Annotated in this window: 24 protein-coding genes and 1 pseudogene; 12 read left to right on the top strand and 13 right to left on the bottom strand. The window is 65.8% G+C overall.

Going from position 1 to position 19,190, the window contains the following annotated elements:
- Positions 1-8: 8 nt before the first annotated feature.
- From speD to VVD47_RS10885, 5 genes are read right to left on the bottom strand one after another with little or no spacing between them, the layout of a single operon-like run.
- Entirely contained in the window at positions 9-383 is a 375-nt protein-coding gene (gene speD / locus VVD47_RS10905; RefSeq protein WP_327603490.1) for an adenosylmethionine decarboxylase, read from the bottom strand.
- Positions 380-535, bottom strand: coding sequence for a hypothetical protein (locus VVD47_RS10900; RefSeq protein WP_327603489.1), 156 nt, complete (start codon positions 533-535; stop codon positions 380-382). Before VVD47_RS10900 ends, speD begins: the two co-directional genes overlap by 4 nt.
- Positions 535-2,031 carry a DUF4178 domain-containing protein gene (locus VVD47_RS10895; protein WP_327603488.1) on the bottom strand — a complete coding sequence of 499 codons (1,497 nt, stop codon included), beginning with the start codon at positions 2,029-2,031 and terminating at the stop codon, positions 535-537. Before VVD47_RS10895 ends, VVD47_RS10900 begins: the two co-directional genes overlap by 1 nt.
- Before the next feature lie 7 nt (positions 2,032-2,038).
- Positions 2,039-3,073, bottom strand: a complete 1,035-nt coding sequence (locus VVD47_RS10890; protein WP_327603487.1) for an SPFH domain-containing protein — start codon at positions 3,071-3,073, stop codon at positions 2,039-2,041.
- 57 nt (positions 3,074-3,130) lie between these two features.
- A complete protein-coding gene (locus tag VVD47_RS10885; RefSeq protein WP_327603486.1) occupies positions 3,131-3,523 on the bottom strand; it encodes a DUF350 domain-containing protein in 393 nt (130 codons plus the stop codon).
- A 180-nt stretch (positions 3,524-3,703) separates the two neighbouring features.
- Between VVD47_RS10885 and VVD47_RS10880 the strand changes: the two genes are divergently transcribed.
- Both VVD47_RS10880 and VVD47_RS10875 read left to right on the top strand, forming a co-directional pair.
- Complete coding sequence (locus tag VVD47_RS10880) at positions 3,704-5,215, top strand: polyamine aminopropyltransferase (protein ID WP_327603485.1); 1,512 nt, start codon at positions 3,704-3,706, stop codon at positions 5,213-5,215.
- A gap of 111 nt (positions 5,216-5,326) precedes the next feature.
- Positions 5,327-6,862 carry an NAD(P)-binding protein gene (locus tag VVD47_RS10875; protein ID WP_327603484.1) on the top strand — a complete coding sequence of 512 codons (1,536 nt, stop codon included), beginning with the start codon at positions 5,327-5,329 and terminating at the stop codon, positions 6,860-6,862.
- Positions 6,863-6,916: 54 nt separating this feature from the next.
- Here VVD47_RS10875 and VVD47_RS10870 read toward each other — a convergent pair whose 3' ends face one another.
- Genes VVD47_RS10870 through VVD47_RS10855 form a run of 4 tightly spaced genes read right to left on the bottom strand, consistent with a single transcriptional unit; the run spans position 6,917 to position 8,325 of the window.
- Entirely contained in the window at positions 6,917-7,465 is a 549-nt protein-coding gene (locus VVD47_RS10870) for a hypothetical protein (RefSeq protein WP_327603483.1), read from the bottom strand.
- Between the two features lie 41 nt (positions 7,466-7,506).
- The gene (locus VVD47_RS10865; protein WP_327604640.1) at positions 7,507-7,746 is read right to left on the bottom strand and encodes a DUF3820 family protein; all 240 of its coding nucleotides are present in this window, start codon (positions 7,744-7,746) and stop codon (positions 7,507-7,509) included.
- A gap of 2 nt (positions 7,747-7,748) precedes the next feature.
- A complete protein-coding gene (locus VVD47_RS10860; protein WP_327603482.1) occupies positions 7,749-8,027 on the bottom strand; it encodes a DUF2164 domain-containing protein in 279 nt (92 codons plus the stop codon).
- A gap of 25 nt (positions 8,028-8,052) precedes the next feature.
- On the bottom strand, positions 8,053-8,325 hold the full coding sequence (locus VVD47_RS10855; protein WP_327603481.1) for a DUF2277 domain-containing protein: 273 nt from the start codon (positions 8,323-8,325) through the stop codon (positions 8,053-8,055).
- A 140-nt stretch (positions 8,326-8,465) separates the two neighbouring features.
- On the opposite strand from VVD47_RS10855, the gene VVD47_RS10850 reads away from it, so the two are divergent.
- The 10 genes from VVD47_RS10850 to VVD47_RS10805 all read left to right on the top strand — a co-directional run bounded on the left by VVD47_RS10850 (position 8,466) and on the right by VVD47_RS10805 (position 14,838).
- Positions 8,466-8,816 (top strand): ArsR/SmtB family transcription factor, encoded by a 351-nt coding sequence (locus VVD47_RS10850; protein WP_327603480.1) that lies wholly within the window; start codon positions 8,466-8,468, stop codon positions 8,814-8,816.
- Positions 8,817-8,883: 67 nt separating this feature from the next.
- Positions 8,884-9,396 carry an SRPBCC domain-containing protein gene (locus VVD47_RS10845; RefSeq protein ID WP_327603479.1) on the top strand — a complete coding sequence of 171 codons (513 nt, stop codon included), beginning with the start codon at positions 8,884-8,886 and terminating at the stop codon, positions 9,394-9,396.
- Positions 9,397-9,436: 40 nt separating this feature from the next.
- Positions 9,437-9,799, top strand: coding sequence for a GFA family protein (locus VVD47_RS10840; protein WP_327603478.1), 363 nt, complete (start codon positions 9,437-9,439; stop codon positions 9,797-9,799).
- Between the two features lie 60 nt (positions 9,800-9,859).
- Entirely contained in the window at positions 9,860-10,390 is a 531-nt protein-coding gene (locus tag VVD47_RS10835) for an SRPBCC family protein (protein WP_327603477.1), read from the top strand.
- Between the two features lie 80 nt (positions 10,391-10,470).
- Positions 10,471-11,013, top strand: a complete 543-nt coding sequence (locus VVD47_RS10830; protein ID WP_327603476.1) for an SRPBCC family protein — start codon at positions 10,471-10,473, stop codon at positions 11,011-11,013.
- 38 nt (positions 11,014-11,051) lie between these two features.
- Positions 11,052-11,456 carry a VOC family protein gene (locus VVD47_RS10825; protein ID WP_327603475.1) on the top strand — a complete coding sequence of 135 codons (405 nt, stop codon included), beginning with the start codon at positions 11,052-11,054 and terminating at the stop codon, positions 11,454-11,456.
- A gap of 15 nt (positions 11,457-11,471) precedes the next feature.
- Positions 11,472-12,266: an SDR family NAD(P)-dependent oxidoreductase gene (locus VVD47_RS10820; protein WP_327603474.1), complete on the top strand. Its 795-nt coding sequence runs from the start codon at positions 11,472-11,474 to the stop codon at positions 12,264-12,266.
- Positions 12,267-12,311: 45 nt separating this feature from the next.
- The gene (locus VVD47_RS10815; protein WP_327603473.1) at positions 12,312-12,800 is read left to right on the top strand and encodes an SRPBCC family protein; all 489 of its coding nucleotides are present in this window, start codon (positions 12,312-12,314) and stop codon (positions 12,798-12,800) included.
- A 100-nt stretch (positions 12,801-12,900) separates the two neighbouring features.
- Positions 12,901-14,376 (top strand): MFS transporter, encoded by a 1,476-nt coding sequence (locus VVD47_RS10810; RefSeq protein WP_327603472.1) that lies wholly within the window; start codon positions 12,901-12,903, stop codon positions 14,374-14,376.
- A 45-nt stretch (positions 14,377-14,421) separates the two neighbouring features.
- Entirely contained in the window at positions 14,422-14,838 is a 417-nt protein-coding gene (locus VVD47_RS10805) for a VOC family protein (protein WP_327603471.1), read from the top strand.
- A 57-nt stretch (positions 14,839-14,895) separates the two neighbouring features.
- Here VVD47_RS10805 and VVD47_RS10800 read toward each other — a convergent pair whose 3' ends face one another.
- The 4 genes and pseudogenes from VVD47_RS10800 to VVD47_RS10785 form a co-directional block, all read right to left on the bottom strand.
- Positions 14,896-15,066 carry a hypothetical protein gene (locus VVD47_RS10800; protein WP_327603470.1) on the bottom strand — a complete coding sequence of 57 codons (171 nt, stop codon included), beginning with the start codon at positions 15,064-15,066 and terminating at the stop codon, positions 14,896-14,898.
- A gap of 258 nt (positions 15,067-15,324) precedes the next feature.
- Entirely contained in the window at positions 15,325-15,507 is a 183-nt protein-coding gene (locus VVD47_RS10795; protein WP_327603469.1) for a hypothetical protein, read from the bottom strand.
- A gap of 184 nt (positions 15,508-15,691) precedes the next feature.
- The gene (locus tag VVD47_RS10790; RefSeq protein WP_327603468.1) at positions 15,692-17,476 is read right to left on the bottom strand and encodes a J domain-containing protein; all 1,785 of its coding nucleotides are present in this window, start codon (positions 17,474-17,476) and stop codon (positions 15,692-15,694) included.
- Between the two features lie 8 nt (positions 17,477-17,484).
- Positions 17,485-19,188, bottom strand: a pseudogene (locus tag VVD47_RS10785) (Hsp70 family protein).
- Positions 19,189-19,190: the final 2 nt, after the last annotated feature.

Raw genomic sequence — 19,190 nt, 5'->3', positions numbered from 1 at the left:
CGCCCCGCTCAGGCGGGGTGCTGTACCTTTTCGGCGCTGCGGCCCAGGTTGCGCTGGCACACATGTGCAGCGCGCAGCCCGTCGGTGATGCACCGGGCCGCCAGCATGGCCTGCGCCGTTCCGCACATGAAGATATCCACCGCAGCGTAGCCATGCTCGGGCCAGGTATGGATGCTGATGTGCGACTCCTTCAGTAGCAGTACGCCGGTGACGCCCTGGCCTTCGCCGAAGGGATGGAAGTGGGCGTGGATCGGCGTCGCTCCTGCGGCATCGGCAGCGTCACGCAGCAGGCGTTCGATGAGGGTCGTGTTGCAGCTGAGCGTCGTGTCGACGCCGGACAGGTCGAGCAGGATGTGCTGGCCCAGCATGGTTGCCCGTGTCATTTGTGCGAGCCCCCGCCGCCGGTGTAGCCGCTGCCCGAGCCCCAGGAGCGATAGCTGCCACTGCCGCTGTTGTCGGTGGGTTGGCTGGCGTTGATACCGGTGACGACTGCAGTGACCACGATGGCCCAGATGACGTAGAGCACCCGCCCCATCAGTCACTCTCCCAAAGGCTGGTTTCGACCGGAGCCCACAGCGCCAGCAGGCCCAGAAAGGTGACGCCCATCTCGCCGTAACCGGCGATCAGCAGCGGCACATTCAGGACCAGCAGCAGCACCGTGAAGATCCAGGCAAAGCCTCTCGACGTCCAGCCACCTTCCGCCTTCACCCGGGCACGGTGGGTGGCAGCCAGTGTGCTGGCCGTGCCGTCCACGAAGCCCGCCGCAATGGACGGATCCTTGAACCACTGCGCAACCGTCTGCGATGAAACCTGGCTGCCATAACTCCAGCTCAGTTCGTTGGCGGTGCGCTCCGCGGTGACGTTCTGGTTGCTGCTCTTGTACTCGGAGACGTTGGCCCGGTCGCCCACCTTCACCCGCCAGTTGAAGGCGCCGGCGGCGAAGGTCACGGTGCGGCGGTAGTCGTACATCTTCGTGTAGACGCGGCCGTCCACCCTTACCTGCGAGGTGGCGGCATCCGGCCAGTTGTCCAGCACGCTGACGATGTGCCATTCGTCCGTGGTCTCGACGAGCCACTTGAAGCCCTTGTGGGCGTGGTGCAGCAGGTACTCGGTCCAGCTCTCGCCGTCGGAGGCGTCTTCCCGGCAACGCATCAGGCCGATGAGCTGCCACTTGGTGCCGTTGATGGAGCCCACCGCACCGAGCTCCAGCGTGGTCTCGACAGCCTCCACGCTGCGATGGGTGGCCAGGACCGCGGCCTTGTCGCCTTCCACCGCCACTTCCGCCTGGCATTGCGGGCACACCATGTGTTGCGCTGCTGCGGCCAGGTAGTTGAGCTGCGCGCCGCAGCTCGGGCACGCCACGGCGTTGAGGCTGCCCGGCAGGCGGCCGGCCTTCTCGGCGATCTGTTCCGGTCTGCGCAGGCGTTCCTTCTGCAGCGCGTCCACCGTGATGCTCTTGCCGGCATACACCGTCGGCTTGTCGCCGTCCGAATAATCCAGCGTCAGGAAGCGATGGCCGCTGCGGTAGTCCGCCACCCGCGCCAGCCAGCCTTCGCCGACCCGCATCGGCAGCTCGCCTTCGCCGCCGGTGCAACGCGCTTCGCGTACATCGGCACAGGTCCAGGTGGCGCGGTCGAAGCCGAGGCGGTCGCCGGGGTGGTTGCGGTCGAACTGCGGAATGTGTTCCGGCGCCTGCGTGGTCGCACGGGTGACGACGTACTGGCCGGATGCATCGGACAGCCAGCCGGTGCTGCCATCGTCGAACCACAGGTACCACTCGTTCCAGAAGCCGTCGTCGTAGCGCAACTGGATGCGTCCCACCACGCTGAAGTGCTGGCCTTCGAAGCGCCCTTCGCTGGTGATCTGGATCGGTGAATAGTCCTCCAGCACGGCCGACATCTTGCCGACGTCACGCACGCTGTCCGCATCGCGCAGCAGCGTGCTCTGGCAATAGGCGCACACCGCCATCACCGACGTGGCGGAGCGGAACGCGACCGGTGCCCCGCAGGCGGGGCAGGCAGACTGGAACATCCGGGAATCAGCCGATCAGTTTCTTGAGGACTTCGGCCTTCGCCGAATCGTAGTCGGCCTGCGAGATCAGTCCCTTGTCCAGCAGGCCCTTCAACTGGCCGAGGCGGGCTTCGGCGGATTCCTGTGGCGCAGCGGGCGCTTCGGCCGGCGTTGTCGGTGTTGCCGGGGCGGCGCTGCCCGCGAGCGAACTGCGCATCGCGTCGGTCATCATCTGGCCCATGCCGACGCCAGCCGCCAGCCCGGCGCCGATGCCGGCCAGGCCGCCCTCGTTCTGCGCCGCCAGTGGAATGCTGTTGGCCACCTGGTACTGGGTGAACTTGCCGAGGTCGCCCACCATGCCCATGGAGATGCGGGTATCGATGGCCTTCTGCAGTTCTTCCGGCAGCGAGATGCTCTCCACCGCGAAGTTGTCCAGCGCCAGACCGTACTGCTCGAATACCGGCAGCATGCCGGTTTTCATCTTTTCGGACAGCAGCAGCTGGTTGGCTGCCATGTCGAGGAAGGGCACGTCCGAGCCCCCCAGGGTGCTGGACAGGGCGGTCACTACCAGGTTGCGCAGCTGCTGCTCCAGCTCGTCCACCGTGTAGGTGTCGCGCGTGCCGCTGATGCCGGTGTGGAATTTCGTCGGATCGGCGAGACGATAGGAGTACATGCCGAAGGCGCGCAGGCGCACCATGCCGAAGTCCTTGTCGCGGATCGTCAGCGGTTGCGGCGTGCCCCATTTGCGGCCGAGCTGGATGCGGGTGCTGAAGAAGTACAGGTCGCTCTTGAAGGGGGATTCGAAGAGCTTGTCCCAGTTCTGCAGGTAGGTCAGCACCGGCAGGGTCTGGGTAGTCAGTTTGTACATGCCCGGCCCGAACACGTCGGCAATCTTGCCTTCGTTCACGAATACCGTCATCTGCGATTCGCGCACCGTCAGGCTGGCACCGTTCTGGATTTCCATGCCGTCCATGGGAAAGCGCCAGGCCAGCACGCCATCCTCGTCCTCGGTCCATTGCAGGACGTCGATAAACTGTTTCTTGATGAAATCGGTCAGGCCCATGGCAATCCTCGCGCGTGAGTTGAGCAGGGAGAACGGGTCAGTCGACCCGGGAGCGGATCAGGAAAGGCAGGCGGCGTTGACGATGCCGACCACCACGGCGATGAGGCCCATCAGCCCGCCCATCGCGACGTTGTTGGTCTCCAGCGCCTCGTTCATGTGCGGCAGTGCACGCGACACGATGACGTAGGTCAGCAGCTGGACCAGCATGGCGCTGATGCCCCACACGAGGAACATCACAAAGCTGGTGTTGAACAGGATGCTGGAGGCCACCGTCAGCGAGAAGCCGAGTGTGGCGCCGCCCAGGGACAACAGGGCTGCCACGCAACCGCGGCGGATCAGGGTCAGCTCGCAGAAGGGCGTGACGCGCAGGTAGAGCGCCACGAAGACGCCAACCATCGCGAGACCCGACAGCAGGTGAATGGCGTAGTTGTAGATCGACTGTATTACCATGCCGCCGCGTGCTCCCCGTGTTGTCGATTTCTGTTCGTCATGCAGGCCGGGCAGCCTAGCAAGCAGCATCGTGCATCACAAGGTCTTCTGCAGCAGCACTCCGCTTGTCGCCCATTTGGTCAGTGTCGGTGCCTGGCCCGATGCCGAAGGGGCTCTGGCGTCTCCGCGCACTTCCTAACCATGCTCGACCGCATCCTCATCCTCTCGGTCTTCATCGTCGCTTCGTGTGGCCTCGCCTACGAGCTGATCGCAGGTGCGCTGGCCAGCTACCTGCTGGGTGACTCGGTGCTGCAGTATTCGTCGATCATCGGCGCCTACCTGTTCGCGATGGGCATCGGCTCCCACCTGTCGCGCTACGTGCGCGACGAAGACGTGCTCAACCGCTTCATCGACATCGAGTTGCTGGTGGGCCTCATCGGGGGTATCTCGGCCACCTTGTTGTTCATCGTCTTCGCCTGGCTGTCGGCACCTTTCCGTGGCGTGCTGTATGCGCTGGTGCTGATCATCGGCACCCTGGTGGGCATGGAGATCCCGCTGGTGATGCGGGTGCTCAACGCGCGCCATGCGGAGTTCCGTGACATGGTCGCCCGCGTGCTGACCTTCGACTACCTCGGTGCGCTGGCGGTGTCGCTGCTGTTCCCGCTGGTGCTGGCGCCCAAGCTCGGGCTGGCGCGCACCGCCTTCGTGTTCGGCCTGCTCAACGTCGGCATTGCACTGTTCACCGCCCACATCTTCCGCGCGCAGATCCGCGGGCTGCGTGGTCTGTGGCTGCGAGGCATGGTCAGCATCGTGGTGCTGACGGCAGGGTTCTTCACGGCGGACCGTCTCACGTTGTGGGCGGAGCAGGGGCTGTTCGGCGACCAGATCGTGCATGCGCGAACCACCCCCTATCAACGTATCGTCATCACACGCTGGCAGGACGACCTGCGCCTGTACCTGAACGGCAACCTGCAGTTCTCCTCGCGCGACGAGCACCGTTACCACGAAGCGCTGGTGCATCCGGCAGCGGAGTCGTTGCCTGCGGCGCGTTCGGCGCTGGTGCTGGGCGGCGGCGATGGCCTGGCCTTGCGCGAGCTGCTGCGCTATCCGCAGATCGAGCGCATCACGCTGGTGGACCTCGACGCCGAGATGACCACGCTGTTCGCCGAGAGCGCGGCCCTCACTGCGCTCAACGGCGGGGCGCTACGCGACCCGCGGGTGCGCATCGTCAACGCCGACGCGGCGCAATGGCTGGAAGAGAGCCGCGAGGTCTTCGACCTGGTCATCGTCGACCTGCCCGACCCGTCCAACTTCGCGCTCGGCAAGCTGTACTCGGTGCCGATGTACCGCCAGATCGCCCGACATATGGCGGAGGGTGGCTACCTTGCAGTGCAGGCCACTTCGCCGTGGTTTGCCCCCAACGCCTACTGGTGCGTGGTCGCGACGCTGAAAGAAGCCGGCTTCAACACCTGGCCGTACCACGCCCACGTGCCCTCCTTCGGCGAATGGGGCTTCGTGCTGGCTGCGAAGCACATGCGCTTCACGCCGCCGCAGTCCTACCGTGTGCCGACCCGCTTCCTCGATGCCGACACCACCCGTGCGATGTTCAGCTTCCCGGCCGACATGCAGGTGCCGGAGGTGGAGCCCAACCGTCTCAACAACCAGGCGCTGGTGCATTACTTCGAGCGCGACTGGGCGCGCGTGATCCGCTGAACGATGCGGCGGCGCGATTTTCTCGGCGCCGGCCTGGGCGGCCTTTCGCTGGCCGCTTGCGAGCCATTTCCGTCGCCAGCGCGTCCGCCGGTCACGGTGCACCATCCCGGCATGCAGGCCGGCCATGCCTTGCGCGACCAGGGCGCGCGCAGCTGGCCGGAGCCGTCCGGTGAGCTCGACTGCGACGTGGCGATCCTCGGCAGCGGAGTCGCCGGCGTGACGGCCGCATGGAAGCTCGCGCGTGAGGGGCATCGCAACTTCGTGCTGTTGAGCGGGCCGGAGCCGGGTGGCAATACCGCGGGTGGCGGCCAAGGGGATCTGCGCCACCCGACCGGTGCGCACTACCTGCCGCTGCCGTCGCGCGAGTCGGTGCATGTGCGCGAGATACTCCATGCGCTGGGCATCCTGCAGGGCGATCCGCAGGCCGCGCGTCCGCACTACGACGAAATGAGTCTCGTGCACCCGCTGCAGGAGCGGCTGTTCGACGGCGGTCGCTGGCATGACGAGCTGCTGCCGGCCGAGGGCATGGACGCTGCCGAGCGCACTCGCTTCCAGCAAGCGGTTGCCGGGCTACGCGGCAGGAAGGGGCGCGACGGCCGCCTGCTCTTCGCCATGCCTGCTGCATCCTCCTCGCAAGACAGTGAATGGCGTGCACTGGACGCCCTCAGCTTCCGCGAATGGTTGCAGCGCGAGGGCTATCGTGATGCGCGCCTGCACTGGTACGCCGACTACTGCTGTCGCGACGACTACGGTGCCGGCTCGCAGCACGTCTCGGCCTGGGCCGGGCTGCACTACTTCGTGAGCCGCACAGGCGAAGCGGCGAACGCCGACACCGGCAGTCTGCTCACCTGGCCCGATGGCCTCCACACGCCGGTGCAGGCCATGCTTGGCCAGATTGCCTTCGCGGATGAGGCAGGCGGGCCGCGTCGCCTGGCCGGCTCCGCGGTGCAGGTCCGCCAGCGCAGCGGGCGTGGCGAAGTGATCGCTTTGCAGGAGGGCGGGCGCAGCCTGCGCATCCGCGCGCGGCGCGTCATCGTTGCCATGCCGCTGTTTGTCGCCGCGCGTGTGGTGGAAGGCATGCAGGACTTCGGCTTCGACGTGCGCCGGGATCTCCTGCCGCATTCCTCTTGGTTGGTTGCCAACTTCCAGTTGCGGCGCTTTCCGCGCGAGCCCCTGCCGCGCAGCGAGCACGAGTATGTGCCACCGCTGGCCTGGGACAATGTGCTGCGCGAAGGCCGCGGCCTGGGCTACGTGGTGGCCACGCACCAGCTGATCCGTGTGGCCAGACCCGAGCACACCGTGTTCACGGCCTACAAGGCGTTGCCCTTCGACGCCACGCATGCGACGCGGCGCAGGCTGGCGAGTGCCCGTCCTGATGAACTGCTGGACGAAGTGTCCGAGGATCTGCTGCTGGCTTATGGCGACGCGTTATGGCCGCTGGTCGAACGTGTCGCGATCACCGTGCGCGCCCATGCAATTAGCATTCCGGTGCCGGGCTTCCTGTCCAATGCCGGGCTCGCGGCCCTGCGCGAGCTGGACGGCCACATCCGCTTCGCGCACAGCGACCTGTCCGGCTACTCGGTATTCGAGGAGGCCGCGTGGTGGGGCTGGCGTGCAGCGCTGGATGTGCTGGGCAAGCGCAGCTAGTGCAGGACGGAGCGCACGTGTCAGCGTTGAAGCGTCAGCGCACCGGCGGCTGTTTCAGTTGCCGGCGTCGGGTGAGGTGTCGCTGCCTGTTTCGTCGGCGACCATCGCTGCCAGACCCCTGCGTCCGGTACGTTCCGCAGTCTGCGCGCCTTTCAGCAGGAAGCCGCCGAGGCCCAGCGCCAGCATGGACAATAGGAACAGTGCGCCGTAGTTGATCAGCAGTTCCAGCGAGCCCCAGTCGTGGCGAGGCCGGTCGAGCCCGCCGCGCATGGCGAGCCACAGCAGGACACCGACCGGCACCAGCATCAGCCCAATGCCGAGGAAGCGGCCCATGAGCGGGAACAGGGCGCCAAGGGCTGTCACAGCGAGACCGGCCACCGCCAAGGCAGCAACCGGATGTCCGAGGTACAGCAGCACGGCAACGGTTGCGCCGCCCAGGCTGCACACCAGCAGGGTCTGACCCAGTGCGCTACGGGGCAATCCGCTGGTTGCGTAACCCACCGGATCCTCCGTGCGATGGCGGATTTCCTCCTCTGCCACCGCGCGGGCCAGCGGCGTGAGCTGGCCTTCGTCGATGCGCCGGTCGATCTCCTCGATGCTCATGCGGCTGAACGTCGCCCGCAGCGAGTTTCTTTTCCTGTCCGTCACGATGGCTTGCCGGGTCGGCCGGGAGGCTGTCCGCGCAGCGGATCCAGCAGCCCCTTCAGGTTGTTGTGATCCAGTTCGTACATCAGCGCCAGCAGCCTGCCGAGTTCGCCTTTCGGGAAGCCCTCGCGGGCGAACCAGCCGAGGTAGTGGCCGGGCAGGTCGGCGAGCAGGCGGCCCTTGTACTTGCCGTAGGGCATCTGCAGGGTGACCAGCTTTTCCAGTTGCCCGGCGTCCATCGTCACTTGCCCTTCTTTGCCGCCGGACGATCGAACCTGCGCCAGTAACCGAAGGCGTCCTGCTGGACTTCGATGTCCACTTCGTCGATGCGGGTGCGCAGGTGCGCCTGTACGTCGGCGACGGCCTGGTTGTACACCAGCGGGCCGATCTCTTCGAGGAAGTAGCCGAGCAGCGCACCGGCGGCGATGTTGCCGATGGGCTCTTCCATGTTCTCGCGAAAGTAGCGCTCGATGGAGGCGATGGCTTCGGCGCGGGCTTCGCGGGAGATTTCGATACTCATGGCTCGATGTTCAGCGGGTGGGTGATCAGTGGCGCGCGAAGCGCTGGGCGTTGCGGGCGCGGGCCTTGGCAGCCTCGACTTCGCGGTAGCGCGGTTCGGCGGCAGTCACCAGCGAGTCGATCAACTGTCGTGCGCTGGCCGCCACCTGTTCGATGGCCTGCGCGAAGACAGCTTCGTTCGCCTTCGACGGGCTGTTGAAGCCGCTCAGCTTGCGCACGAACTGCAGTGCGGCGGCGTGGATTTCCTCGTCCGTGGCGGGTGGGTCGAAGTTGAACAGCGTCTTGATGTTCCGGCACATGGGGGCTCTCCGCTGGCGGGGTCTGCGCAAGGTAGTGGCTCGTGCCCGTCGGGGCAAGCCAGCGGGGAGATCAAAAAACGGGTTGACAGGCAAAACGGCGCCAACTAATTTACCAACAAGTTAATTAACTTTTTGGTTTTATGAGCCCGGACCGCCTCAGCGCAACGTTCTCCGCCCTTGCCGACCCGACCCGTCGCGCCATCCTGGCCCGGCTGGCGCTGGGGGAGACCTCGGTGAAGGAACTGGCCGAACCCTTCGAGATCAGCCTGCCGGCGGTGACCAAGCACCTCAAGGTACTGCAGCGCGCCGGCCTGATCACCCAGGGCCGGCATGCGCAATGGCGCCCCTGCAAGCTGGAGGCGAAGCCGCTGCAGGAAGCCTCGGCGTGGATCGAGCAGTACCGCCAGTTCTGGGAGCAGCGCCTGGACCGGCTGGAGGAATACCTGCGCGAACTGCAGGCGATGGAAAAGAAGGGCCCGGACGCACCCTGAGCGCCGGGCTGGACCCACACCCCGGGAGGCGGCCGCGGACCGGTGCCCGCCGCAAGCGCAGTCGTGCGTGGTCACGGCTGCAATGACCCTGCAGGAGATCGAGAAGATGATTGCAGCAGTGCTGGGCGGCGCACAGGCGCGCCCCGACGACACCCTGAGCATCACCCGCGAGTTCGACGCACCGCGACACCTCGTCTTCGCAGCGTGGACCGAAGCCCGCCACCAGTTCCGCTGGATGGGCCCGAAGGACTTCACGGTGCTCGATTGCCAGATCGACCTGCGGGTCGGTGGGCGCTACCGCACCGGCATCCGCTCGCCGGAAGGCCAGGAATACTGGTTCCGGGGTGAGTACCGCGAGATCGAAGCCCCCGCACGACTGGTGTTCACCTTCGCGTGGGAAGAAGAAGGCGAGCGCGGCATGGAAAACCTGGTGAGCCTGGAGTTCACCGAACAGGGCGGCCGTACCCGCATGCACTTCGTGCAGGCACCGTTCCAGTCGGTCAGCGAGCGCGACAGCCACATGGGTGGCTGGACGGAGGCTTTCGAACGCCTCGGCGACTTCCTCGGCGGACGACGCTGAACGACGCGGCCCGCGCAAACCCGATACGGAGACCATCGCCATGAACGCAGCTTCCACCACCTATCGCGGCAGTTGCCACTGCGGACGCGTCGCCATCGAAGTCAGCGGCGACATCGACAGCGCAATGGCCTGCAACTGCTCCATGTGCCAGCGCCGCGGTTCGCTGTTGTGGTTCGTGCCACGCCCGCAGCTGCGCCTGCTGACGGATGCCGGCGACTGCGCCCGCTATACCTTCAACAAGCATGTCATCGCGCACCGCTTCTGCCCGGAATGCGGCATCCACGTCTTCGGCGAGGCCACCGATCCGGACGGGCAGTCAAGGGCGGCGATCAACATCCGCTGCCTGGAAGGCATCGACCTCGATGCCGTGCCGGTGACGCACTTCGACGGCCGTGCGATGTGACGCGCCACAGAGCGCTCTCACAACGACAAGCCGTAACGACAACCCACACAGACGCCCGCCATGTCCGCCTTCCTCGACCCGCAGTTCAGTGACGCCCTCACCGAGTCGCGCATCGTCCTGACGCCGCCCAGCCATCATGAAATCGTCATCACGCGTGTGTTGAACGCGCCGCGCGAACTGGTGTTCGCGGCCTGGACCCAGCCGGAGCACATCAAGCGCTGGTGGGGGCCGGACGGCTTCCAGGGCATGGTGTGCGAAGTGGACCTGCGCGTCGGTGGCCGCTTCAACCTCAACCTGCGCGGCCCGGACGGCATCGACTATCCCTGCGAAGGCACTTACCACGAGATCGTGCCGAACGAGCGCATCGTCTACAGCGGCATGACCGACGACCGTCACCCCTGCGGCTGCGGCATTCCGCCCCACAGCCTGGTGACGGTGCACTTCGTGGAGCACGGCGCCGGCAAGACGCGCCTGACCATCAATGCCCGCGTGAACTCCGCCGGAATGTGCGAGGCGGTGGTGCAGGGCGGCTTCGTGCCGGGCTGGAGCCAGGCCGCGGCGCGCCTCGACAGCTACCTCGCCGGCGGTTGAACCGCTGCGCCTGCTCCGCAAAGCCTGTCCCGCGAAACCTGCCCCATTTCATTCCTGGCCCACACAAAAAGAGAACCCACATGCGAGTCGTGAAAACCCTGAAGATCGCCGGTGCGCTGATCGTCGCCGCGCTGGTCGTCATCCTTGCCTACGCCGCCACCCGGCCGGACGCATTCCGCGTGGAGCGCAGCCTGCTCATCCAGGCCGCGCCGGAACGCATCTTTCCGCTGGTCAACGACTTCCATCAATGGGGCAAGTGGTCGCCCTACGAGAAGCTGGACCCGGCCATGCAGCGCAAATTCGGCGGCGCGGACCGCGGCAAGGGCGCGACCTATGCCTGGGAAGGCAACGACCAAGCTGGCAAAGGACGCATGGAGATCATCGAATCGCAGGCGGCCTCGCGCATCGCCATCGACCTGCAGTTCATCGAACCCTTCGCGGCGCGCAACCTCGCCGAGTTCAGCTTCCGCCCGGAAGCGGGCGGCACCCGCGTGTCCTGGGCCATGCAGGGGTCTAACCCCTACATCGCCAAGGTGATGCAGGTGTTCATGGACTTCGACCACATGATCGGCCGCGATTTCGAAGCCGGGCTCGCCGCCCTGAAACAGATCGCCGAACAGTGACGGCGCCCCCACCAAAACATCACGCGAAAGGAACCCACATGTCATCCAAGCAGATTTTCGTGAACCTGCCGGTCAAGGACCTGAAGAAGAGCATGGCTTTCTTCAGCGGCCTCGGCTACAGCTTCAACGCCCAGTTCACCGACGACAACGCGGCCTGCATGGTCATCTCCGAGCAGATCTTCGCGATGCTGATCACCGAGCCGCGCTTCCGTGACTTCACGCCGAAGAAGATCGTCGATGCACACGACAGCACCGAGGTACTGATCGCCCTGTCCACCGACAGCCGTGCCGACGTGGACAAGCTGGTGGACAAGGCGCTGAGCCTCGGCGGCAAGGAGATCAAGGAACCGCAGGACTACGGCTTCATGTACTACCGCTCCTTCCAGGACCTCGACGGGCACATCTGGGAGACGCTGTACATGGACCCGTCCCACGTGCAGTGAGCCAGGAGCGCCGGCATGTTTCTGCGTGACAGGGTGGCGGTGATTCACGGTGGCGGCGGCGCCATCGGCGGGGCGATCGCGCGCTGCTTCGGCCGCGAAGGCGCACGCGTCCATCTCACCGGCCGTACGCCGGCAAAGCTGGAGGCGGTGGCCGCCGACGTCGTGGCCGGTGGTGGCCAGGCTTCGTGGGCACAGCTCGACCTGCTGGACGAAGCCAGGGTGCAGGCCCATGCGGAAGAGCTGGCAGCGCGTGCCGGACGCATCGATGTGCTGGTCAATGCCGTGGGCATCCTGCACGTGCAGGGCACGCCCTTCGCGGACCTGTCGCTGGCCGACTTCATGCACCCGGTGGAGGGCTACGTGCGCAGCCACTTCATCGCCGCGCAGGCGGCGGCCCGCTACATGCCGCGTGGCGGTGTCATGTTGTCGCTGTCCACGCCGGGTGCGCGCCTGGCTGGCAGCGGCTTCATGGGCAACGCGGTGGCGTCCGCGGCGGTCGAGGCGATCAGCCGCGTGCTGGCGGGCGAGCTGGGGGAACGGGGCATCCGCACCGTATGCCTGCGGCCGGATGCGATCCCGCAGGCGCTGGAGGCCGGCTCGCATGCCCGCGAGGTCTTCCGCAAGGCCGCCGCCGCGGCAGGCATCAGCGTGGAGGCGATGCTGGACGGCCGCGCCGCCAGCGCGCCGCTGCTCAGGCGGCTGCCGACCCTGGACGAGGTGGCCGAGTTCGCCGCCTTCGCGGCCTCGACGCGAGGCGGTGCGATGACCGGCGTGATCGCGAACCTCAACTGCGGTTCGCTGGTGGATTGAACAAACGACACACAAGGCGTCATGGACGCGAAGAGGAACGACACAATGAGTCTTGATGACAGCGGGGTGGGTGCACACACGGATCGCGAGATCGTGCTGACCCGCCTGCTCGATGCGCCGCGCGAACTGGTGTTCCGCGTGTGGACCGAGCCACAGCATGTTGCGCAGTGGTGGGGGCCGAATGGCTTCACCAACACCATTCACCAGATGGACGTCCGGGTGGACGGCAACTGGCGTTTCATCATGCACGGGCCGGACGGCACCGACTATCCGAACCGCATCGTGTTCAAGGAGATCGATGCGCCGCGTCGCATCTTCTACGCGCACGGCGATGACGACGGCGGTGACGCGTTCACGCCGAGCTTCCATGCCGAGGTGACATTCATCGAAGAGGCGGGGAAGACGCGGCTGGTGCTGCGCCTGATCTTCGATAGCGTCGAGGCGGCCGAGAAGGTCAAGGCCTTCGGCGCTGTCGAAGGCGGCAAGCAGACCCTCGACCGGCTGGCGGCCCACCTGCAGCGCCTGCGTGGCTGAGGCGGCTCATGACCAAGGCACTTGTGCAGACGGGAGCCCATGCCGGTACAGGCGTGGCCTGTCGTCTGCGCAGGTCCATCAACACTGATCACCTCCGAACATGACCGACAAGATTTCCGACGACCGCCGCTGGCTGGCGATGATCCTGCTGTGCCTGGGCGAGCTGATGATCGTGCTCGATACGACCATCGTGAACGTCGCCCTGCCCTCCATCCGCGAGGACCTGCAGTTCTCCGAGTCCGCGCTGGCCTGGGTGGTCAATGCCTACATGCTCACCTTCGGCGGCTTCCTGCTGCTGGGCGGGCGCCTGGGTGACCTGTACGGCCACAAGAAGCTGTTCCTCATCGGCCTGGTGCTGTTCACGCTGGCGTCGCTGGCCTGCGGCGTGGCGACCACGCAGGGCTTCCTGATCACCGCGCGTGCGGTGCAGGGCATGGGCGGCGCGGTGGTGTCGGCCGTGGCGCTGTCGCTGATGATGGATCTGTTCACCGAACCGGCCGAGCGCGCCAAGGCCATGGGCGTCTACGGCTTCGTGTGCGCCGGCGGGGGCTCGGTGGGCGTGCTGCTGGGAGGCTTGCTGACGAGCACGCTGTCCTGGCACTGGAATTTCCTGGTGAACATCCCGGTGGGCATCGCGGTGTACCTGCTGTCCGCGCGCCTGCTGCCGGCCATCCACAAGCCGCCGGCCCATCCTTCGCTGGATGTGGCCGGTGCGCTGACGGTCACCGGCTCGCTGCTGCTGGCGGTGTATGCCATCGTCAATGGCAACGAGGCGGGCTGGGCCTCGCTGCAGACGCTGGGCTTGCTGGCGGTGGCCGCGGTGCTGATGGCGGCCTTCATCGTCATCGAGTCCCGCGTCACGGCGCCGCTGATGCCGCTGGGCCTGTTCCGCCACCGCAACCTGTCGGTCAGCAACCTGATCGGCGTGCTGTGGGCGGCGGCGATGTTCGCCTGGTTCTTCCTGTCGGCGCTGTACATGCAGCTGGTGCTGGGCTACACGCCGATGCAGGTGGGCCTGGCCTTCCTGCCGGCCAACCTGATCATGGCCGCCTTCTCGCTGGGCCTGTCGGCGAAGCTGGTGATGCGTTACGGCATCCGCAACTGCATCACGGTGGGCATGCTGCTGGTCACCGTCGGGCTCGCGCTGTTCATCCGCGCGCCGGTGGAAGGCAGCTTCGTCATCGACGTGCTGCCCAGCATGCTGTTGCTGGGCGTGGGGGCTGGCATGGCGCTCAACCCGGTGCTGCTGGCGGCGATGGGTGACGTGGCGCCCAGCGAGTCGGGCCTCGCCTCCGGTGTGGTGAACACCAGCTTCATGATGGGCGGCGCGCTGGGTCTGGCCATCCTCGCCAGCCTGGCGGGGTCGCGCACCAGCGAGATGCTGGCAGGCGGGGCCGACCAGCTCGCGGCGCTGACCGGCGGTTACCAGGCGGCCTTCGTGGTCGGCTCGATCTTCGGTGCGGTGGCCGTGCTGGCCTCTGCCCTCTTGTTGAAGCCGGTTGCCGTGTCTGCGGATGCAGATCCGCATGGCGCGGCGCCAACCCCTGCCACCGGGCCGGCGAAGGACGCCGCCTGAGTGGCCTTGCACGACTCGCTCTACCCCCGAGTGAAGGAGATCACCATGGAAGTGAACGTCTATCTGTTCTTCGACGGCCGCTGTGAAGAGGCCATCCAGTTCTACCAGCAGGCGGTCGGCGCGAAGCCCGACATGCTGATGCGCTTCAGGGAGAGTCCGACCGAGCACCCGCCCGGCATGGTGCAGGAGGGCTGGGACGACAAGGTGATGCACGCCAGCTTCACCATCGGCAAGACGATGGTGATGGCCTCCGACGGCTGTGGTCCGCAGGCGCAGTTCAAGAACTTCTCGCTGTCGCTGACGGTTGCCGACCAGCAGGAGGCCGAGCGCTGCTTCAAGGCCCTGTCGGAAGGCGGCAAGGTCACGATGCCGCTGGACAAGACCTTCTGGTCACCCTGCTTCGGCATGCTGGAAGACAAGTTCGGGCTGGGCTGGATGATCAGCGTCGAGCCGACGAACTGAGCCCGGTCACGACGACATGCGGGGGCGCCGGGCGCCCACCGCTGTCGTCGCCATGGTTCAGCGCAGCAACCAGTCGGTATTGTCTTCCGGGTCGTAGTGACCGACGCCGAACTGGGTGCTGGTGCCGACCACTTCGCTCAGGTAACCCTCCAGCTCTTCCTGTTCGGAAGGGCTCAGGTTGGCCTTGGCGTCCTGTGCGGTGCCGGTGCTGTGGGGATGGTGGTTCATGATGAGCTCACTTTCTCTGGGCCGGGGGGTGAAGGCTTTCCGAGAGCATCGGCTAGTTCCGGCTGACGATGGTTTGCCATTCCGGACTCGCCCCCGCAGTGCCTTGTGGGCGTGCAATGGGGCGTGCAGTGCGCTTGTTCGACGCTCTCGATCGGGTGAGCCACCCTTCGAGCGATACAGCCTGCTCGGGCGGTCTGTAACCCGATCATGCAACAGAACGCTTACGTTTGGCTTATAAATTTGTTGCAGCGCACTGTTTCATTTCGATGATCCTGCGGATACCAGAGCGGTGCCCGTAACAGGGCGCGTGGGCGGCCGCGTTTCCACCGCCAGGCATAGCAGGGCGGTGAGCAGGGACAGGCCGATGTGGGCCAGGTAGAAGGGCTGGAAGTCCGCGACCGTCAGGCCCGCATGGCCCAGCAGCAGGATGGTGAGCGCCACGCCCATCACGGCGCCGATCTGGCTAGGCGGCGCGCACCTGCCTTTCCCCGGCCTTAAGCAGGTATGCCACGAGAGCAAGGGACCACGCCTGGATGTCTGTGGACTTCGGGCCGATCCGCACGGATCGCTGAAGCCGCGCGTTTTGTCGGAACGGTTGAAGCGCCGTCTGACCATAGGAGCCGGGTCAGGCATATCGGCGGCGATGCCAGAGATGGAACAGGGACATCGACAGCGCGACGCCCAGCAGGCCAGCCATGCCGTGCGGGGGCACGGTCGTCCTGCCGAAACCGAGTTCGGTCATGCCATTGGTGATGAAAACCATCGTCAGCACGTAGATGAGGATCGCGATGTAGGGCGAATAGTCGCTGTCCAGGCTTGTCCAGTCCTGCTGCTGCCGGAACGCCCAGCAGAGGAGAACCACAATGGTGTCTGCCACGCCGAGAATGATCTGGGCATCGGAAGAGTCGCGCATGGCAAGGTGAAGGCCTAGCAACAGCATGCTCGCGCTGGCGACGCCGAGCGTCGCCGGCACTTCGGCGAGTGATGGGAAGCGCGCCTCGTAAAATCGGAGTGCGGGCGCGGCAGTGAGCAGCAGCCAGCTTGCGAGGCTGCAGCCGTAAACGACCTGCAGCACAAGTCGCGCGGGCGTATCGAACTGTTTTGCTGTCGCGAGCTGGCTGCCAAAGCCGAATGAGACAACCACGAATACGAAGCCAAACCAGAAAATGCGCTGGTCGTTGAGATACTTCAGATGGCTATCCGGAGCGGCGAGCATCCACGCCCATATTGCCGACGCACCGACCAGCAGAGTGCCTGCCCATAGCAACGGGAGCGAGGTCCAGAGTGCTGCCAGCGCGCACAGTGGCAAACCTGCCGCGAGGAGGACGGGCGCGCCAAGCCCGCTGACTGGGTGCGTTGCATCGAGCAGGGGCCCGCGGTCCTTGCGCCAGCGGTACCAGCCGAGCTCCAGTGCGTACCAGAGCCCAATGGGCGACGCGGCCATGACTATCCAGAGCATGAAAACGCCGATGCTGTCGGCGAATAACGCGGGGCAGCAAAGCAAGCACAACGTGAGCAGGTACCGCTTCGTCAGCATCGGTTTGCTCAGCGACTTTCGCCACCACACCAGGGTTTCTGCCTGGGAGGAGAAGCGATCCGCCAACTCCAGGGTGTCAACGTCTGTGACGAACCGGCGCATCAGGACGCGCTCGGCACGGCTCCAGGCAAAGCGGATATAGCGCTTGAAAGAGGATTGCTGTCTGGCAAGGATGGTCTCAGGGTGAGGGTCTTCCTGGCTGTAGGCATCCTGCAGGTTCTGCCAGCGCGCTCCGGCGCTTTCCTGGCGGTCGTAAAGCCAGCGTAGTGCATGGCCCAGCCGGCTGTTGTCCTGCGTGGTGGGCGGCTCCCAGGCGAAGTATCGTTCTGCGAGTGCCCATACCGGCGAGCTGGCCGACCAATAGCGTGCAACCATGTCTGCAATGACGTCGGACACCTGTTCCCGGATGTCCAGACGCTCGAGCAGTTCGTGTTGGGCCAGGGCCTGCCAGGCGGCGAGGATGTGCTCTTCGTTGCTCCTGTGTCCTTCGACCGCGAGCTGCTCATTAAGTGCGCGCAGCGCCGCGTTCAGCGCGTCAAAGCGGGAGCGTTCGGCGAGCTCTTCCGGCGACGGTTCGTACTCGGCGCCCTTAGGCTCGGCATACTGTTTCCGCGGAGCCTCGTCCTTGCTGCCTGCCGTGTGATGACCCGGGCCCGCTTCGGCAGCATCCGTGGTCTGGGGGGACGAACCTGGCAGGGGGGCGGCATCCTCCGCCCGACTGAGCTGCAGAGCCTGCTCATATGCCTGGCGCAGTGATTCGAAGTAGGCCGCATCGTCTTCGTGCTGGCGCGTCTTGAGAAGGCGCGCGTAGGCGCGGCGGATCTCGCGTTCGTCGCGCGTCGGGGCGATGTCGAGCGTGTGCCAGATGTTCATACTGGATCTCAGGCCAGCGGGTTGCTGTCTATGTTGGCCAGACGCTGTGCAAACTCCTTGCGCTCACGCGCAATGCGATGCGGGTCCTGCGTTTCCAGCGCAGCGTTGAAGGCGCTGATGCACTGTTGCAGGTAGTCGCGTGCCTGGCCGAGATGCTCTTCATACATGCGCTCTGCGCGTGCCAGCAGTGCGCGGTTCTCGCCATGTTCGCGTGGATGCTGCTTGAGTCCGGCCAGGAACTGGCGGCGCTCGCTCAGCTGCTCGGGCGTGTAGTGGTGGCCGCGACCCTCGATGACCAATGAGTGCCGCTCGTTGGTTCCGGGCACTGCGACATCGACTTCCAGCAGACCATCGGTGTCATAAGTGAAGCGTACGTCGACGCTGACTTCGCCGGCCGGCCGAGGCGGAACATCGACCGTTACTTCACCCAAGAACACGTTGTTCTGCACCAGACGGTTCTCGCCCTGGTAGATGCCGAAGCGGACCTGTCGCTGGTTGTCGGCGATTGTCGAGAAACTGCTGACGCGACTGGCGGGGATCAGCGTATTGCGCTCGATGATCGGGGTGAACAGGCCGTGTTCGAAGCGATCTGGTCCGATCTGGCGCGAACTGTTGGTGCCTAGCGAGTAGGGACAGACATCGGTCAGAACGACATCATCCAGAGCTGCATCGCGGGCCTTGAGTCCGGCCTGTACGACGGCGCCCTGGGCGATGGCCTTGTCGGGGTTGATGTGGCTGGTCGGGAAGCGACCGAAGAGTCGCGTGACGGCCTGGCGTACTACCGCCATGCGGGTCGCGCCGCCTACCAGCAGCAGGTTGTCCAGTTCGGCGAGCTTGAAGCGCGCGTCGCGCAGGGCGCGTTCGATGGGCGCGCGCAGACGTTCAAGCAGTGGCTCTGCCAGTTTTTCGAAGCGTGTGTTGTCCAGCTGCCACTCGATCTGCTCGCCGCCGTGGGAGACGCCGACCGTGGTTTCGTTGGCGTCGGACAGCGCATGCATGAGTTGCGTGGCCGCGCTGCGCAGCCGGCTGCGCAGCTGCGGCGATTCGTCCTCGCGCCAGGCGGCAGGAGCGGCGTCGCGAAGGAATCCCGCGACCAATGCCTCGATGAAGTCCTCGCCACCCAGGAAGTTGTCACCGGCGCTGGCCCGCACCTCCATGACACCCTCGACCCATTCCAGGACTGACACGTCGAAGGTGCCGCCGCCGAGATCCAGCACCATGAAACGGCTTTCCGCGGCAGCCTCGTTGAGGCCTTAGGCCAGCGCAGCCGCTGTCGGTTCGTTGAGCAGGCGTTCGACCTTCAGGCCGGCCAGCTCGCCGGCGGTGCGCGTGGCCTTGCGCTGTGCGTCGTTGAAGTAGGCCGGTACGGTAATGACCGCCTCTGTGATGGGCCCGCCGAGAAACGCCTCGGCGTCCGCCTTCAGGCTGCGCAGCACGAGTGCAGACAGCTCTTCGGGGCGGAAACTGTGGTTTGCCAGCGTGACGATCCGTTGACTGCCGATGTAGCGCTTGAATGCGGCGGTCGTGAGCTCGGGATGGGTGATCAAGCGCTCGTGGGCGGCCTTGCCGACAAGGATCTCGCCGGAGTCATCGACGCCCACGACGGACGGCGTCAGTAACTCGTCGAGGGCATTGGGAATCAACTGGGCGCGGCCTTCATGCCATACGCCTACTAGACTGTTGGTGGTGCCGAGGTCGATACCGACGATCATGG

The sequence above is a fragment of the Uliginosibacterium sp. H1 genome, assembly GCF_036017065.1.
Classification (GTDB): Bacteria; Pseudomonadota; Gammaproteobacteria; order Burkholderiales; family Rhodocyclaceae; genus Uliginosibacterium.
Note: the sequence above shows the minus strand (reverse complement) of the source record. Positions and strands in the feature narration are given on the sequence as shown.